Annotated in this window: 16 protein-coding genes; 10 read left to right on the top strand and 6 right to left on the bottom strand. The window is 52.5% G+C overall.

Going from position 1 to position 16,790, the window contains the following annotated elements; translation table 11 throughout:
- Window positions 1–199 precede the first annotated feature (199 nt).
- The 5 genes from BM412_RS29975 (at window position 200) to BM412_RS29960 (ending at window position 3,409) form a co-directional block, all read left to right on the top strand.
- A complete protein-coding gene (locus BM412_RS29975; protein WP_256256672.1) occupies window positions 200–1,825 on the top strand; it encodes a glycoside hydrolase family 26 protein in 1,626 nt (541 codons plus the stop codon).
- A 157-nt stretch (window positions 1,826–1,982) separates the two neighbouring features.
- Window positions 1,983–2,159, top strand: a complete 177-nt coding sequence (locus BM412_RS32295; RefSeq protein WP_177246158.1) for a hypothetical protein — start codon at window positions 1,983–1,985, stop codon at window positions 2,157–2,159.
- Between the two features lie 108 nt (window positions 2,160–2,267).
- Complete coding sequence (locus tag BM412_RS29970; protein WP_091225382.1) at window positions 2,268–2,480, top strand: hypothetical protein; 213 nt, start codon at window positions 2,268–2,270, stop codon at window positions 2,478–2,480.
- A 92-nt stretch (window positions 2,481–2,572) separates the two neighbouring features.
- Window positions 2,573–3,037 carry an MEKHLA domain-containing protein gene (locus tag BM412_RS29965; protein WP_256256671.1) on the top strand — a complete coding sequence of 155 codons (465 nt, stop codon included), beginning with the start codon at window positions 2,573–2,575 and terminating at the stop codon, window positions 3,035–3,037.
- Window positions 3,038–3,055: 18 nt separating this feature from the next.
- A complete protein-coding gene (locus tag BM412_RS29960) occupies window positions 3,056–3,409 on the top strand; it encodes an MmcQ/YjbR family DNA-binding protein (RefSeq protein ID WP_091225380.1) in 354 nt (117 codons plus the stop codon).
- A gap of 51 nt (window positions 3,410–3,460) precedes the next feature.
- Here the strand turns inward: BM412_RS29960 and BM412_RS29955 are convergent, their stop codons facing one another.
- Entirely contained in the window at window positions 3,461–4,243 is a 783-nt protein-coding gene (locus tag BM412_RS29955) for a lipase family protein (RefSeq protein WP_256256670.1), read from the bottom strand.
- Between the two features lie 154 nt (window positions 4,244–4,397).
- Here BM412_RS29955 and BM412_RS29950 point away from each other — a divergent pair, with 154 nt between their 5' ends.
- Window positions 4,398–5,588 carry a PP2C family protein-serine/threonine phosphatase gene (locus BM412_RS29950; protein ID WP_371264879.1) on the top strand — a complete coding sequence of 397 codons (1,191 nt, stop codon included), beginning with the start codon at window positions 4,398–4,400 and terminating at the stop codon, window positions 5,586–5,588.
- Window positions 5,589–6,564: 976 nt separating this feature from the next.
- On the opposite strand, the gene BM412_RS29945 is transcribed toward BM412_RS29950, so the two are convergent.
- From BM412_RS29945 to BM412_RS29925, 5 genes are all read right to left on the bottom strand, one after another.
- The gene (locus BM412_RS29945; protein ID WP_091225379.1) at window positions 6,565–7,785 is read right to left on the bottom strand and encodes a magnesium transporter CorA family protein; all 1,221 of its coding nucleotides are present in this window, start codon (window positions 7,783–7,785) and stop codon (window positions 6,565–6,567) included.
- A gap of 151 nt (window positions 7,786–7,936) precedes the next feature.
- The gene (locus BM412_RS29940) at window positions 7,937–8,713 is read right to left on the bottom strand and encodes a sigma-70 family RNA polymerase sigma factor (protein ID WP_091225378.1); all 777 of its coding nucleotides are present in this window, start codon (window positions 8,711–8,713) and stop codon (window positions 7,937–7,939) included.
- Window positions 8,713–9,192, bottom strand: coding sequence for an anti-sigma B factor RsbW (gene rsbW / locus BM412_RS29935; RefSeq protein WP_091225377.1), 480 nt, complete (start codon window positions 9,190–9,192; stop codon window positions 8,713–8,715). Before rsbW ends, BM412_RS29940 begins: the two co-directional genes overlap by 1 nt.
- 33 nt (window positions 9,193–9,225) lie before the next feature.
- The gene (locus BM412_RS29930; protein WP_091225376.1) at window positions 9,226–9,549 is read right to left on the bottom strand and encodes an STAS domain-containing protein; all 324 of its coding nucleotides are present in this window, start codon (window positions 9,547–9,549) and stop codon (window positions 9,226–9,228) included.
- Window positions 9,550–9,624: 75 nt separating this feature from the next.
- Window positions 9,625–10,728 carry a GntR family transcriptional regulator gene (locus tag BM412_RS29925; protein WP_091225375.1) on the bottom strand — a complete coding sequence of 368 codons (1,104 nt, stop codon included), beginning with the start codon at window positions 10,726–10,728 and terminating at the stop codon, window positions 9,625–9,627.
- A 368-nt stretch (window positions 10,729–11,096) separates the two neighbouring features.
- On the opposite strand from BM412_RS29925, the gene BM412_RS29920 reads away from it, so the two are divergent.
- The 4 genes from BM412_RS29920 to BM412_RS29905 all read left to right on the top strand — a co-directional run bounded on the left by BM412_RS29920 (window position 11,097) and on the right by BM412_RS29905 (window position 16,783).
- On the top strand, window positions 11,097–12,698 hold the full coding sequence (locus BM412_RS29920; RefSeq protein WP_091225374.1) for a glycoside hydrolase family protein: 1,602 nt from the start codon (window positions 11,097–11,099) through the stop codon (window positions 12,696–12,698).
- A gap of 318 nt (window positions 12,699–13,016) precedes the next feature.
- Window positions 13,017–14,750, top strand: coding sequence for a type 2 periplasmic-binding domain-containing protein (locus BM412_RS29915; protein WP_091225373.1), 1,734 nt, complete (start codon window positions 13,017–13,019; stop codon window positions 14,748–14,750).
- A gap of 78 nt (window positions 14,751–14,828) precedes the next feature.
- Window positions 14,829–15,803 (top strand): ABC transporter permease, encoded by a 975-nt coding sequence (locus tag BM412_RS29910; protein ID WP_091225372.1) that lies wholly within the window; start codon window positions 14,829–14,831, stop codon window positions 15,801–15,803.
- Between the two features lie 101 nt (window positions 15,804–15,904).
- A complete protein-coding gene (locus tag BM412_RS29905; RefSeq protein WP_091225371.1) occupies window positions 15,905–16,783 on the top strand; it encodes a carbohydrate ABC transporter permease in 879 nt (292 codons plus the stop codon).
- Window positions 16,784–16,790 lie beyond the last annotated feature (7 nt).

Genomic DNA, 16,790 nt, shown 5'->3' with positions numbered 1-16,790 from the left:
GACGCTAGAATCTCATTTACAACTGGTCACTGCTGCCAAGCCTGTCTTACCGCCTATACCAGACTTAACGAATGAATGTCGTAACATGTTGCAGGAAGCTGATTATTGTAACATTTTGTAAAACTTTGTCTTTCCAATCCATCCCATATGCTGTAAAATGTCGCTGTAACTTCTACTACTAGCACATGGAGGAATCATGGTGACTTACAAGAATTACTTTACGTTTAGCCGTAAAATGATGGTGGCATTATTTACGATTATTGTTGCTTTTACGACATTCCATACCTACGAGGTACAGGCGATGGACGTATGGGGGATATTCAAACAAGCGCAGAAACTCGACCAGCTAGGGAAATATGCGGAGGCTATTGCGAAATACAATCAAATCGCGCCTGAGTTTCTGAAGAAGAAAGAGTACGGTAATGCAGCCGGCATGTACCGCCGCATCGGCGACGATTATGCCAAGCTGAAGAAATATGACGATGCCGTAACGAACTGGGATAAGGAAGCGGAGTATACCGGCAAAGCGAACATGACGCAGATGAGCATCGCCGCCAAACGCAAGGCCGATCAGCTTCGCAGCTCGGCACGACTGTTTGTGGAGACTGCGGCTTCCTCACTCGGTTCTACGAACACGCATGGAGCGATTTTCGAACCGAAGAATGGCGCTTATATCGGTGCATACGCGGAGCTTGATCCGGCCGTGCACAATTCGAAGACGGCAAAACCGTTCTACACCGAGGGATTCCCGGCGCTTACAGGTAAGGATCATGCAGCTTATTTGATTTATTTTACATATGGGAAGCCGCTTTCAAGCATTAAGAGCCACATCGATCGCGCACGTGAAGCCGGTGTCGCCCTGCAGCTTGGCATTCAGCCGCTAAAGGGACTTGGCGAAGTACAAGATGATGCGTATTTGCGCCAGCTGGCACGTGATATTGCGGCATCCGGCGTTAACGTATTCCTGCGTTTCGCGAATGAAATGAATGGCGACTGGGTGCCTTGGCATGAAACGAACCCGAAGAATTACATCGATAAGTTCCGTGTTGTGGCGAAGGTTTTCCACGAGGAAGCACCGGATAATGTGGCTATGGTTTGGGCGCCGGACCGCTCGCCGGAATATAGCATTAACGACTACTATCCGGGTGACGATGCAGTAGATTGGGTGGGTGTCAGTCTGTATACCATCTTTAACCCTACTCTTGATCCGCTGAAGCAAGGGGAAGACCGTTCAAGCCATTTGGAGAAATTCGATTATATCTACAAACAATACGCATCGCGCAAACCGGTTTATATTTCTGAAGGCGGCGTCGCGTACATGTATCCGGAGAAGAAACAAGATAAGACGGACTGGGCCGTGTACAAAATGAAAGAATTTTACGCTTCGCTTCCGATGCTGTACCCGAAGGTAAAAGCGGTATTTTGGTTCGACAGCAACCATGATGCTTCGGCTCGGATAAAATATTATATGCTTTCGGCGAATCAGAAGCTTCTCGAAGGCTACAAGCAGTCCGTTGCCAATCCGTTCTATCTGAGCGGCCTTGGCGATGAATCGCCGGTTGCTTACAAGCCGATTAACACCGCTTCGCCGGTACCGGCCTCGACGCAGAAGATATCCGCTTATGTGAAAACATGGTCGCCAACACTCGGCAAAGTGACCTATACGATCGGCGGCAAGACGGTGGCGACCGTAACATCGCTGCCTTGGACGGCACAGATTGATTTTGCGCCGTATAAAGGGAAGAAGATTGATGTGGTTGTCAAAGCGTTCGACAGCAAGAATGTCCTCGTGACGACGCAGAAGGTTGCCGTTGCGGTGAAGTAAGGAGCCAAGTTAACAAGCAAGGTTCCGATAGCTGCGGCACTTGGCGTTCTCCATGGAGAGCGCTGGTTGCTGCGACGTCGGAGCTTTTTTTACATTGAGGAGGGTCAGCGTTACAATAGAGAGAAGTGATGTGAATAGAGGGAGGGGGAAGCCGGCGATGAACGAGCCGATTTCTTCATTGCAAGAGCAGCTTATACAGGCGCAAGCCGAGATTGAGCAGCTGCGGGGAGATAAGCTCCGCTTGCAGCAAGAGGTTGCGAAGCTTCGCGGAAAGCTGCGTGCGGGAAGCACGGACAACATGTCCACCAAGCTGAAGGATGCGCTGCGGGAGTAGCATGCGGGATATAATGGCAAAGATGTGAAAATTGATGCCTCGCACACTGGAAAGCAAGCGAAAAAAAGGCTACAATACAACTAGTACAAACAGACGAGGTGATCTGAAATGGAAGAAAACCAAACGACGCCGGAAGTGCAAGAGCAAGAGCCGAAGAAAATTTCCCTTGCCGAAGCAATGAAGCAGAAGCTCGCCCAGAAGAAACAAGAGCAAGCGAATGCGAACAGTAAGCAAAAACACGGTCCAGGCGGCAACCAACAAACGATGAAAAGCCAAAACCACAAAAAAGTTAACAATCAGCGCAAGAAAATGGGCGTATAGCAGCGAAACCGAAGAACTGAGGGTGAAATTCACCTTCAGTTTTTTTAAATGGATTGAAGTTGAAAGTTGAAGATTGAAGGGAGCAAATGGCATTGTTGCAGCAACTGACCGGTGTCGGCGCGGGAGAGCGCCATGCCGCCATTATTTTGAACAGCTACAATCGGCTGCTGGGTAAGCCGTTAATTCCGCAGGGAGAGCAGGAGTCGGCAGCGGAAGCGTTATTTCATGCGGATCTCGTGGTGCTTTCGCATGGCACGCAGCAGGATCCGGTGCTAAATTACGGCAACCGCGCGGCTTTGTCGTTATGGGAAATGGATTGGGAGGCTTTTACGCAAATCGAATCGAAGCATACGGCGGAGCCGATGATGCAAGAGGAGCGGCAGCGATTTCTGGAAGCCGTCGCAGGTCAAGGTTATATCGACGACTACAACGGCATCCGAATTTCCAGCAGCGGCCGACGTTTTCGAATCGAGCAGGCTGTCGTATGGAACTTGTATGATGAAGCCGGCGCGTATTATGGACAAGCGGCTGCATTTGCGAACTATACTTTTGTGTGAAGAGGGGAAGATTAGCGGATGGAAGAGTTAACGATCTATTGCTTGTCCATGCCGGGGGCAGAGAAGGATTATCCGTTTGGACCGGATCCGTTGGTGATGAAGGCAGGCGGCAAAATGTTCGCGCTCCTCTCGGAAGGCAGCATTTCCTTGAAATGCGATCCCATTATCGCGGAGAATCTGCGGCAGCAGTATGATGCCATCACGCCGGGTTATCATTTGAACAAGAAGCATTGGAACTCCATCGCGCTCGACGGATCGATTCCGCAAGACGAGCTGCAGGATATGATTAAACACTCCTATGAGCTTGTCCTTAAAGGGATGACGAAGGCGGAGCGAAGCCGTATTGCCGAACTGGCTGGTTTGAAGGGCTAAGTTAAGCGCAGACATGCCCTATAAGAAATCCCATCAGGGCTGATGACCTCATTACTGAGGGCACCAGCCGGGAGGTCCTGAACAAATCGCCATTGTAAACGAAGGTGCTTCCCGCGCCAAATCGGCAAAATAGCTGCTGATTACATGATTTCCTCCGACGGAGCCCATTCGGAAGTTCCGTTTGACCTCTTCTTTGACGTGCAAATAATAGTACGTTTTGTCCGTATTCGGGGATTGATACACGAGCGGCGGCAGGTGAGGCACGACGTCGTATTCATTTTGCACCCGGAAGGTGACCGGCACGGCTGCATTATAGGCGCGAACGAAAGCGGGATCTCCGGTTCGAGGCGATCCGTACGTATAGGTGATGAGGGCGGCAGGCATGCGGTTGGCAGCGATATCAAGCGAGGCGAGTGTCGCCAATGCTCCGCCAAGACTATGTCCGGTTACGAATAGCGGCTTCGACTTCGGCACTTGATTAAGCAAACGGAAGATTTGATCCCGAGCCGACATATAGACCTCGGTAAACCCTTTGTGCGTATTGCCCCCATTCTTAACGGGCTTGAACGGAATTTGCTGGGCGATCATATCCATCACCCAGTCAGTGGGGGAGCTTGTGCCGCGGAAAGCCAATATGACCGCTCGGTCTGATTCGATAACGAAGCCGAAAGGCTCTTCTTTTCCGATGTAGGAAGCGGCATCGAACGACCCGACCAGCCGGTAGGATTCAGGCACCAGGAATAACCCGCCATTATTGTATTGCACATAAGTTTGCCCACAAACCGCAGCCAAAAAGATGGCCGTTCGAATGTCCATCGCACTGCCATTGTTCATTTCTGCACCCACTCTCCTTGCTACCAGTGTATGAGGCTATGGGCCAATGTGCTTTAGGCAGCTGTCCTACATGTTCCAGATTCAAGCCTGATCTTCGGGGGTAACGAAGTACATAACATCGTACCGGTAAAGGACAACGATAAGGAGATCAGAAATGCCTAGGAAATTGAAGATGCGAATTGCAGTGGTGGATGACAATCCGATGAATATTACGGTTGTCAGAGAGATATTGAAGCGTGCGGGGTATACGAATGTTTTGCAGGCTGCCTCTGGCAGCGAATTGTTTAGTTTGCTTGGCTTGAACAGGCAAGGGAGTGAGCCGGAGGAAGCACCGGGCGATGACGATCATGACATCGATTTGATCTTGCTCGATATGATGATGCCGGGCGTAGACGGGATTACAGCCTGTGCGATGATTCAGGAATCGCCGCGCTTGAGGGATATTCCGATCATTATGGTGACGGCGATCGGCGATTCGAAGAAGCTGGCCGAAGCGCTGGATGCCGGGGCGATCGATTATGTGACGAAGCCAATCAATCGCATAGAGCTGCTTGCTCGTATACGCGTGGCCCTGCGGCTGAAGGAGCAGAAGGATTGGCATAAGGAACGAGACCGGCGGATGAGGGAAGAGCTGCAGCTGGCGCGCGAGGTTCAGCTTGCGGCGCTCCCGCAGCCGGTGGATGACGAGCGTATTGCCATCGATGCGATATTCCGCCCGTCGGAGGAGCTGTCCGGCGATTTGTACGCGTGGCATCGAATCGATGATAACCGCTATGGCGTAGCCGTGATTGATGCGATGGGCCATGGCATATCGTCCTCGCTAGCCTGTATGTTTATCGCATCCGTGCTCAAGGAAGCGATGACGAAGCAGTCCGGGGCCAAACGCGTCATCAAGGAACTGAACCGTCGATCGCTGCAGCTGCAATTTGCGGATCAGCTGATCCAGTACTATTTCACGGGGCTGTATATGGTCGTCGATTTAGGCGCAGGCACGCTCGAATATGTGAATGCGGGCCATCCGCCGGGGATGCTCATTCGAAGCGACGGCAGCATCGAACGGTTCGCCCAAGGCGGCGTCGCCATCGGCATGTTCAGCGAAATGCCGATCGAGAAGCACACGCTCGCCATCGGACCCGGCGACCGCATCGTGCTGCTGACCGACGGCATCTACGATCTCGTCGGCAGCGACTACGCGGAAGACCGCGAGGCCAGCCTCACCGAGCTGCTGCAGCCTTACGGCATACACGCGCCGCTGCAAGCGCTCGAAGAAGCGCTCTTCTCGCGCGCGCACACCGAAGAGCTGCAATCCGACGACCGCTGCTTGGTTGTCGTGGATTTGAAGTAGGGATTGAGAGAGCCCCCATGGTTGTGGGGGCTCTTTTGTTTGCCCAACATCAACATCAACATCAACATCAACATCAACATCAACATCAACCCGAACCCGAACCCGAACCCGAACCCGAATCCGAACCCGAACCCGAACCCGAACCCGAACCCCTAGACACTGAAATCCGCATCCTGTACCCGCGCATGAACGAGCACCAGCACCCTGAATCCATACTCCGCATGATTTCCCTCACCTTAATCGGCATAACCGCTAACAGTAAGGAAAATCACCCGAAATAAGCCTGATAAGCGGATATTCCGCTTATCAGTGCTCAATAACTCGACTAGCTAACACTTCTCGCATGATTTCCGCCACCGATAGCGGCATATTAGCTCCAGAAACCACCCCAAACTGCCCGTGCCGGGGGCTGAGAGTCGCAAAACCCGACTCTCAGCGGCGAAACCGCACAAAAAATTAGCTGAGAGTAGGGAAATCCGTCTCTCTGCTCCGGAAACCACCCCAAACTGCCCGCGCCGGGGGCTGAGAGTCGCAAAATCCGACTTTCAGCGGCGAAACTACACAAAAAAGAAGCTGAGAGTCCGGAAATCCGACTCTCAGCTTCAGCATCCACACCAAACTGTCGCTTTGAAGCTGAGAGTCGCAAAACCCTACTCTCAGCGGCGAAACCGCACAAAAAAGAAGCTGAGAGTCCGAAAATCCGTCTCTCAGCTTCGGAAACCACCCCAAACTGCCCGCACCGGAGGCTGAGAGTCGCAAAACCCGACTCTCAGCGGCGAAACCGCACAAAAAAGAAGCTGAGAGTAGGAAAATCCGTCTCTCAGCTCCGAAAACCACCCCAAACTGTTCGCGCCGGAGGCTGAGAGTCGCAAAACCCGACTCTCAGCGGCGAAACCGCACAAAAAAGAAGCTGAGAGTCCGAAAATCCGACTCTCAGCCCTATCCGCGACTAGCGTCCACCCACGGCCCCGCGTCACTACCGTCGCGCCCGCGACGGCAGCGGCGCGTCGTGCTCGACGCCGCTGCGGCTCGCGCCGTCCGCCGGCCGCGCCGCGCCGGGCTCCGCCGCGCCAGCGCGGCCGCCGCCCCGGCGAAGCCGCGACAGCGGCGCATCGTCGCCGCCGACTAGCGCGATGTCTTCGCTGCGCGAGCTGATGCCGGCGTGGTCGCCCTTGTGCCGGCCGGTCAGCAGATCGCCTGTCCAGCCTTTACGCCACAACCACCAATAGATGAAGAGGGTGGTTACGACGATCACAAGGCTGACAGTCACGAATCCCCAGCGCTCACTGGCCCAAGGGATATCCTTGAAGTTCATGCCCCAGATGGCGCCGATGACCGTGGCCGGCATGAACAAGGCGGTGAAGATCGTCAACGTCTTCATGATGTCATTGCCGCGGAAATTCGAGATGGCATCGTCCATCATGAGAAGCGTGTCGATCTCCATCGCGTAATGGGTGAGAAGCCCGTGAATACGGTCGAGTTTCAGCTCCATCCGTTTGAATTCTTCCTGCTCCAGCAGCGTATGCATGAAGGCTTCCCGGGCTGCGCCTTGAATTTCCTTGATCGGAATGAACAAGTGGCTCCAGTGCAGCAGCTCATAGCGCCGCTCGAAGATCACATTCATCAGGCCGGTGCGATTCGACTTGCGCATCTTCTGCTCCAAATCGCCGAGCCGCGTCTCGAACCGATCGAGCCCTTCATGGAACGTCTCCAGCACGGCGCCAAGCAGCGCGAAGAAACCTTCCGGCGCACTCTGACAGCGGTTCAGCTTATCCTGCCAAGGATCCAGCTGCAGCCGAACGGACAGACGCATATCCGACATATACGTGACCAGCTTCCGATCGGTGATGTGAAAATGCAAAGGGAGGATGTCGGTCTCATCCTCGGACACCTGAAACAGCAAGGTCCCATGCAAAATAGCTTCACCGCCCGGAAGCTCAGACACGATAATTTGATTGTGTGCTATGCCTATAACATTATTAAGCCAGCTGGCAAGCTCCGGATGGGCTTGCACAACGGCTTGTTTCGCGTGAGCCAGCTCTGCCGCCAGTTCAGCAGCAGTAGCAGGCGCCCCCGAACTGGCATCATCGACTGCTGCTTTGCTGCTGCGACTAAGACCGGACGTTCCCGCCGGCCGCTGTTCGTGAAGCATGAGCCATTCCCACGCTTGCGGAAATTGCAGCATCCGATGCATCATGGTTTAGAAGCCTCCTGCTTGTCCGTACGTATAGCTAAACATGTTACCATCATAACGCGAACCCCGCGTGAAGCACAACTGCGCCGCCGACAATTTTATCCAAAAACACAAAAGCACGCCGCGGCCATCCTGCTCGGCCTACAGCGTGCTTCTACTCTTCCTGCTCATGATGCTCATGCAGCAGCTGCTTTAATTTATCGATCGCACGCCGCTGTATTCGGGAAATGCTCATCTGAGAGATGCCAAGCTGATCCGCGATCTGTCGCTGGGGGAGTCCCTCCTGATAAGCGAGCAGCAATACTTTCTGCTCCTCGGGCTTCAGCTTCGAGAGTGCAGCTTGCAGATCGAGCCTTCGGTCAATGTTTTCAAAATCGTTGGAATCCGATCCGAGCAAATCACCGAGCGATGACGTGTTGTCATCATCAGAAATCGGTGTGTCCAGCGAGACGTAATGATAGAGCTCGCGGCCTGCCAGAATCTCAGTCGTTTCCTCCACGGACAGCGACATGATCTCCGCGATTTCTTCGATTCTAGGAGAGCGTTCAAGCTTCACGGTCAGCTCGTCGATCGCTTGCTGAACGGCGATCCCTTTCTCCTTAATACGGCGAGGGACCTGAACATACCACGACTTATCGCGTAAATAATTTTTCATATGCCCGATGATACTCTTCATGGCGTAAGGCTCAAACTGCACACCGAGCGAGCTGTCGAATTGGCCGAATAAACGAAGCAGCGCAATCTGGCCTACCTGCATTAAATCCTCGTACAGATCGGGGCGGTTTCGCGAGATTTTACCGGCGGCCATTCGAACCATTGACTCGTAATGGGCGATGAGCTGTTCGGCGATATCGTTCGTCGGATCGCTTTGATAAGCCATAATAAGTTCCATGCTTGAGGGCTTGGGCTGCTTAACCGGCTGGGCGCTCATCACAATTCACCGCTCTTTACTAGGCGCTTGGTAAGAACCACTTCCGTTCCGGTTTCACTGTTCACTTCCACGTCATCCATCAATGCTTGCATCAAGAACAGGCCAAGTCCGCCTGCTTGGAGTTCATCGATCGACTTTCCGTCTACCGGCTTGGCACGTGCGGCTGCGGCTGACGCATCAAAGCTGCGGCCATCATCTTTGACGATAATGGAGAGGGCATCGTTCTTCTTAATGAAGCGCACCTCAATCCGCGGCGCTGGCTGTGGAACCGGAGCGGCCTCCCCAGTGCTCAGGTCGCCGTAAGCGTAGAGAACCGCATTGTTACACGCCTCGGATACCGCCACTTTCATATCCTCGATTTCCTCGTAGGAGAAGCCGATTTTGACAGCTAATCCATAGAGCGTTAATCGAACCAGGTCAATATATTCCGCCGAAGCCGGCACCTGCAAGGTGATTACTTCTTCGACTTGTATGTTCATTATGCTCTCGTCCCTTTCTGCGGCAATTACGAATTAGGCTTGTTTGAGTAAAAATGGAGTGATGCCCGTCATATCGAACAGCTTGCGAATATGAGGAGGAACAGCTTCCACGCTAAAAGGTGCTTGTTTGGCATGTCTGGCTTTCAGTACGGACACGAGAATGCCGATGCCGGTACTATCCACATAACGGAGCTCGCGCAAATTAAGTGTTAGCTCTCGATCAGTCAATTCAATCAGTGGAGTCATGACTGCACGCATATGAACGGCGGATTCCAAATCCAGCTCGCCTCCGACATAAACGATACATTTGCCTTCCTGATTCTCCGTACGCAAAAATAGTTTATCGGTTTGTTTCATAGCTCGACGCTCCTGTATCCAAAATTTCTTATTACGAGTTGTATACCCCTTCCAAGGGGACTTGAAACATAACGCTTACGATCGAAATGATGGTGCAGCCGTCGTGCCCCCGATAACAAGGCGAGGAGGCAGCACAATCTTCTTGCGCTCTTGAGCAGGATTGCTGACAAGCGAGAGCATGAGCCGTCCTGCTTGGGCGCCGATCTCTTCCTCCTGCTGCAGAATACAGGTCGGGCGCAGCGTCCACCGGGTCGAATATTCATAGTCATCGAAGAAGATAACGGACAATTGATCGGGAATGGAGAGCTGCAGCTGCTCCGCAACCGCAAACACTTTCAATCCGAGCGAGGAATTGAGCGCGAATACAGCGGTAACATCGGGATTTTGCTGCAGATAAAGCTCAATTTGCTCCGGCTCCGTACGGGTAAACACAAGCCTTGGGTCGCTTAACAGAGCGTGGTCAGCCAACGCTTGCCGGTACCCTTCAAGCCGATCCTCCATGCTCGTCGTTCCCGTGTAAGGAGCGGTAAGGAAAGCAATTCGGAAATGGCCTGCTTCGATCAGATGGGAAGTTGCTGCGTAAGCGCCGCTGAAATGATCCGTGCAAACGCAGTTGGTTTCGAGCCCTTTGAGATAGCGGTCTATAACCACGATCGGGTAGCCGCGCAAGGTCATCCTCAGAATATCCTCGTTATAGCTCTCCCCTTCGACGGGATAGACGATTACGCCGGCTACGCCCATTTCCTCGGCCTCGGCAAGCAGCTGGCACTCTGTTTCTACCGACTCATGAGTCAGCGAGACGATAACGCGGTAGCCTTGACTCGAAGCGGCATTTTCCACACCTTTGACCAAATTCACCATATAGGCGGTTTTCAGACTCGGAATCAGCAAGGAGATCAGCTTCAGCGTACGGATTTCCGGCGACTGATAACGAAGAGGCTCGCCTTGGGCTTGATCCGCAATGAAGGAGCCTTTGCCCTGAATGCGGTAAACGGTACCCTCTTTCACGAGTGAGGATAAGGCGCCTTTGACCGTAATGCGACTGACGCCAAAATGCTCCGCAAGCTCGTTTTCCGATGGCAGTCGATCCCCGGGGAGAAGCTGACCCTGCGCGATTTGGTCGGTTATATACGTGCGTATTTGGTTGTATAGGGGAACTCTTTTCGTTGGTGCAGTCATATAATCACACTCTCTCTCCTGATATAATGAATATACAACTTTCTTTGCGGATTTCCAATTTTTTTCTTTACAGAGGCTGTAATATGGGAGTATGATGCAGGTAAACAGCCACCAAGTAAAGTTTATAAGTTGTATATTTGATATATAATTTTGAACTGCCTCCTAGTACACCACTTCAGCAATATCACCTTTTCGAAGTTCTTCTCACAGCAATCTTCATCGTCAAGTACATCATCAAGCCTCAACACAGCTTTTTTCTAAGCTCAAAATGTAAGCGCTCTATTTATTTCGTTTTGTCTCCATTCACGTTGATTAGCTATTCGATTCATACCTATAGAATCTATGCGAACAAACAGGGGGAAGTAACGATGGTAAACGAAGCTCACATGGCAAGCAGACCGAAAACGTATTATTTGCAGGAAGCGATCGAGCGCGGTTTCAGCGCGATTGCGAACCGTTTGGATCCCGAACAGAACATGCGGCCTTATTTTCTGCTTCGCTTGCAGCCCGAGCCTAAGCTTGAACACCATATCTGGGATTTAGGCGATATGTGCTCCCGATTCACCGATGCGTATTTACTCGGACGTCCTATCACCGGGGCCACCGATTATGTGGAAGAAGAGCAAGCGCTTCGTGCGATGCTGGACACTTGCGATCCGTTTCTGAATCCGTTCATGGCGGGCAGGATGCTCCTGGCTTACGTCGATTTGTACCTGGATTCGCCGTCTGAAGCCGGAGGAGAGGTCATCGAGAAGCTCGCCGCTGCGATCAGAAGCAAGCTTCAGCATGAAGAGGACTACAGCTATTGGTTCCGGAATGCCGAAGGCTGGAACACGATGGAGCACGCCGTATTCGGAGATTTTAACGGCTATCCGACCTTCCCGCTCGGCGGAATTATGCTTGCGCTTGCTCGGTACACCGAAAGCGTCGATGCACCGGATTGCGAGGATTTGCTTGATCGCATGGGCCGCTTCGTGCTGGATGTCAGCGGTACGTTCGATGCAGAGGGTCATTATCAAGGACATACGCATTCCGGAGGCATTCTCACAGCGGCGGTAGCTCTCATGCGCCGTGCTTTAAGAACCAATGACACGCCCACCATTGCGAAAATGAAAACAGTCTTCGACTGGACGCTGCGCTATTCCAGCTCTTGGGGCTGGATACCGGATGGTGTCGGTCCGGACGACGCTTCCTGCGAATCGTGTTCGATCACGGACGCCATTCATTTGGGGTTGCTCATCGCCCGTCATATCGATCCGAATTATTACGCGATCTTAGAGCGGTTCGCCCGCAATCAGCTGCTGGAGAACCAAATCGTACATACCGATCCGCTGCTGCCGAATGTCGATCAAGCACAGAAGCCGCAATTCGAGCGGGCGCTCTATGGAAGCTGGGCTTCCTGGTCGAAGCCGGGGTCGCTGGACAACTGCCGCGAGAGCGTGGAGGGCTGCTGTCTCGGAGCGGGCATTCGGGCCTGCTACCTGGTTTGGGATGATATCGTGACGAAGCAAAACGACGTCGTTTCCGTCCATATGTCGCTTAGCCGCAACAGCGATTGGGTTGAGGTGATCAGCTACCAGCCGTATGAGGGCAAGCTCGAGCTCGTCATCCACGATGCGCCAAGCTTGCGTGTCCGCGTGCCGGTTTGGGTGGCTTTCGAGGATATTACCGTATCCATCGACGGTGCAGTCATAAGCGTTCAGCTTCCGGAGGATGGTTATATCCGTCTCGATGGCTTGCAAGTCGGTCAGCTGGTCCAGCTTCTCTATCCAATAACCACTGTAGAGAAGGTTGAACGTGTTTCCGGACAGGATTATAACGTTCGTTGGCGCGGCGACACCGTAATCTCCGTTACGCCTTCGGGACAAATTTATCCGCTGTTTAAGCGCGAATGGATGAATCAGCAGGCAGCACCGCTCGTGCAGGGTATTCCTTACGCCGCTCAGCGCAGCGGCAAGGTTCATTGGTAGTCTGCATTATAGCAGCCTCCTCGCCTCACCGGGGGCTGGAGTGAATTTGGGATGAGGATGATCGGGGGCAGGTTCGGCTGGACTTCGCAGGCGGACGGAATCTCCCGGATCACCTGTACCACATAGATAACGACTGGGATTGCGAATGCTTGCACGGCCAAGGGGGGCATGAGAATCCCGCACACATGTATCGCATGCATGAAGTAAGGGGGAGTGGAGCACGGTCGATTGGCCGGGCGGCGTGGACTGCACTGAAGATCAGTTTTGTTCCTTTTTGTTGAGCAAGGTTCCATCACTCATGTACAGGGGGAATAACGTGTGAGAATCCAGCGTAAAGTAGGCATTCTGTTAAGTGTAGCAACCCTATCTCTGGGTGTCGTTGGCTGCAGCGGAAGCAATAACAACGACACTACGACCAATACCGCCACGAACGATACAACGAAGACGAACAACGCGGCAGCAACGAACAACGCCGCTACGAACAATGCAGCAGCGACGAATACAGAAGAGAAACCGCTCGGAACGGTCAGCGATTTGAAAATCACGGCGTTCAACTGGGGCTGGGATAATGCCGATCCGGCTAAGGATATCGTCCTCCCTGAGCTGACGAAGCGCCTCGGACTGAACAATTTAACGTATGATGTGCTCAAAACGGGCAGCTACGGCGATGTCGTGCAGAAGCTGCAGCTATGGGCATCCACCGGCGGTTCCGATTGGCCGGATTTCGTAGCGGTTGGGGCAGACGGCAAAACAAAGCTCATTCTAAACACCATGGGCGAAAGCGGCAAGCTGGAAGACTTGACGCCTTGGCTGGATAAATACCCGAATGTGAAGAAAGCCGTCGAGAAGCTGCTGCCTTTCTCGACCAATCCTCACGACGGCAAGCTGTACAGCATCCCGCAAAACTTCTCCAATATGCAGGCTTATGCGATTGACCAGCCGACAATCTGGATTCGCAAGGACTGGCTCGATAAAGTCAACCTGGGTTATCCGAAAACAATCGATGAGTTCTATAATGCGCTGAAAGCATTCAAGGAACAAATCAAAGATGTAAACGGCCAGCCGGTCGTACCTTACTCGGCATTCGGCGAAAACTTCCGCAACATGATCAACGTGTTCTTCCCGCCGGGCCAAAACAATGGCACGGGCTGGTGGTACACGGATGCCGACGGCAAAGCAGCACGCTCTGACGTGTCGCAGCCGGACAATTTGATCAGAGCGCTGACCTTCTACAACAAGCTGTACAAAGAAGGCTTAATTGAAGAAGAAAGCTTCTCGCTCAAGCAGGGCCAAATTGACGAGAAAGGGAACCAAGGCCGCATCGGTGCCGTTCACGGCGCTTATTGGGAGCAGGCGAACCCTTACACGGACAGCATAAAGAAGACCGATCCGAACGCGAAGTTCGTTGGCGTACAGCTGTACGATCCGACAATCGCTTCGGGACCGAGCTTGCCGCAATTCAGACTGGAAGCTTGGAGTCTGTGGGCGGTGAAGGCAGGTCTTCCGGAAGAGGAAGTCAATACGTTCTTCAAGACGCTTGATTATGTCCTTTCCGAGGAAGGCACGATTCTGACCAAATACGGGTTGGAAGGCCAGCAATGGGAGCGCAACGCCGATGGCAAGATCGTAGACACCAAAGCTTTCTTCGATGAGACGCAAGGCGACTGGAACAAACGCGCCCATCTCGGTATCGACGTCTACTCCTTCATTCCGAACTACGAAGCGCTAATCAAGAACCAAGCTCCATCCGGTTACGAAATGCGCGATGACATGATCGAAACGTGGAAAAACCTAGGCTCCAAATTCCCGACGGAATTCATCACAGATCCGCAGCGTTACGTGGATCCGGGCGATGTCGAGAACAAAGTAACCGTAGGCGAAAGCGATCGTTACAAGCAATTGGTGGCGAAGTCTATTACAGCGAAGAACCCGGATGACATCAAGAAGCTTGTAGAGGATTGGGGCAAGAATGCCCGTGCGCTCGGCTATGACAAAGTCGTGGAAGAAAGAACGGAAGCGGCGAAGTCGATTAATCTCGATAGCTTGAAGTAATCGCCTGACCAAACTCGCATACGAGGGGAGCGTTTCTGCGCTCTCCTCCACCATTTATCCGAAAAGGAGGGTCTCGCGATGACGACTCTCGCTGAAACGCAGAAGCAAACGCCAAGCCGGAGACAGCTTCTCATGGGGAAAATAGGCCGTAAAATGTGGGATCAACGCTGGTTGTATATTTTTGCGCTGCCAGGGCTCGTCTTCTTTCTCTTGTTCTCTTATTACCCGATGATCGGCATTATCATGGCATTTCAGGACTACAATCCGGTTAAAGGGTACTCCGGCAGCGACTTTGTCGGCATGGATAATTTCCAAACGATCTTCCATTTACCGGACTTTACGAACGCGCTGCGCAACACGCTGATCATCAGCGGACTTAAATTGGTCATCGGTTTTCCGGCTACCATTCTATTCGCGCTGCTTATTAACGAGATTCATCAAACCGTATTCAAGCGCTTCGTTCAAACGATCAGCTACCTGCCTTATTTTATTTCGTGGGTTATCGCGGCGGGGCTGTGGTATAAGCTGCTGTCTCCGGATGGCGGACTTATTAATGAAATGCTGACTAAGATCGGCTTCATGAATGAACCGTTCTATTTCATGGGGAGCACAAATGCCTTCCTGCCGATCGTAATCTTCACCGAACTTTGGAAAAATATCGGCTTTAACGCCATCATTTATCTAGCAGCACTTTCAAGCATTGATCCGCATCTGTACGAGGTATCGAGCATCGACGGCGCAAGCCGAGTACGCCAGATCTGGCATATCGCGCTGCCCGGCATTCGCGGCACGATGGTGCTTCTGTTCATTCTGAGCGCTTCCGGTCTCATGAGCGCGGGCTTCGATCAGCTCTGGACGATGGGGAACCTGCAGGTGCAAGAGGTCGGTCAAATTCTGGATACGCTCATCTTGAGCTATTTGCGCAATTCCGGCGGATTTATGGGCCTGTCGCTCGGCGCGACCATGGGTGTTTTCCAAGCGACCGTTGGACTGCTTCTATTCCTGCTCTGTAACTTTATCGCGAAGCTGTTTAAACAGGAATCGTTAATTTAGTGCCGATTGGTTTGATTCACCATCAGGTGGATCAGCATTCGGCTAGCCAATTGGTTTGAGACGAAGCTAAGGGACCAGCATGGTTTATAGGAGAGTGCCTCATGCAGAGATCACGTGGAGAAAAATGGTTTAACGTTGTCAATATGGTGCTCATGCTCGCGTTCTCGTTCCTGTGCCTCTATCCGTTCATTTATATTTTGGCGATTTCGTTGAACGATGCGATGGATGCGCAGAAGGGGGGCATTTACCTCTGGCCGCGTATGTTCACTTGGAAGAATTACAGCGTTATTTTTAACGATAAAGATATTTTCTTGGCCTATGGCGTGACCATTGCTCGGGTACTTGTAGGCGTGATTACCCAAGTGCTGCTGGTGGCGATGTTTGCCTTCGTCCTAACGAAGAAAAGCTTCCCGCTGCGCAAATTCCTGAACTGGTGGATCGTCATTCCGATGTTCCTGAGCGGTGGGTTAATTCCGTTCTACATCACGCTGCAGCAGCTGCATCTGCTGAACAGCTTCTGGACCTATATTATTCCCGGTCTGTACGGCGCCTTCAACATTATGCTGGTGCGCACGTTTATGACGGAACTACCGGAGGCGCTTGAGGAATCGGCGAAGATTGACGGCGCTTCGGACTTCCGGATTTTCTTCAGCATCATTTTCCCGCTCTCCAAGCCGGTACTCGCCACGATTGCGCTGTTTGTCGGCGTAGGCCACTGGAATGATTGGTTCACGGGCTTCACGTTTATCTCCAATACGAAGCTGTGGACCGCGCAGAATCTGCTGCTGTTCCTGATTCAGTCGAATGAAGCGTCCAATCTCGCGGTGCTGAGCAAGATGCATAAAGGAACCGTGACGGTAACGGCGGAATCGATCAAGATGGCGATGCTGATTGTGACGACGGCGCCGATTCTATGTATTTATCCGTTCTTGCAGAAGTATTTTGTGAAGGGCATCATGCTAGGCTCATTGAAAGGGTGATCAGTAG

Origin of the sequence: Paenibacillus sp. BC26 (assembly GCF_900116125.1) — a bacterium.
Taxonomy (GTDB): domain Bacteria; phylum Bacillota; class Bacilli; order Paenibacillales; family Paenibacillaceae; genus Paenibacillus_Z; species Paenibacillus_Z lignilyticus.
The sequence above is the reverse complement of the archived record's forward strand: the minus strand, read 5'-3'. Positions and strand labels throughout refer to the sequence as shown.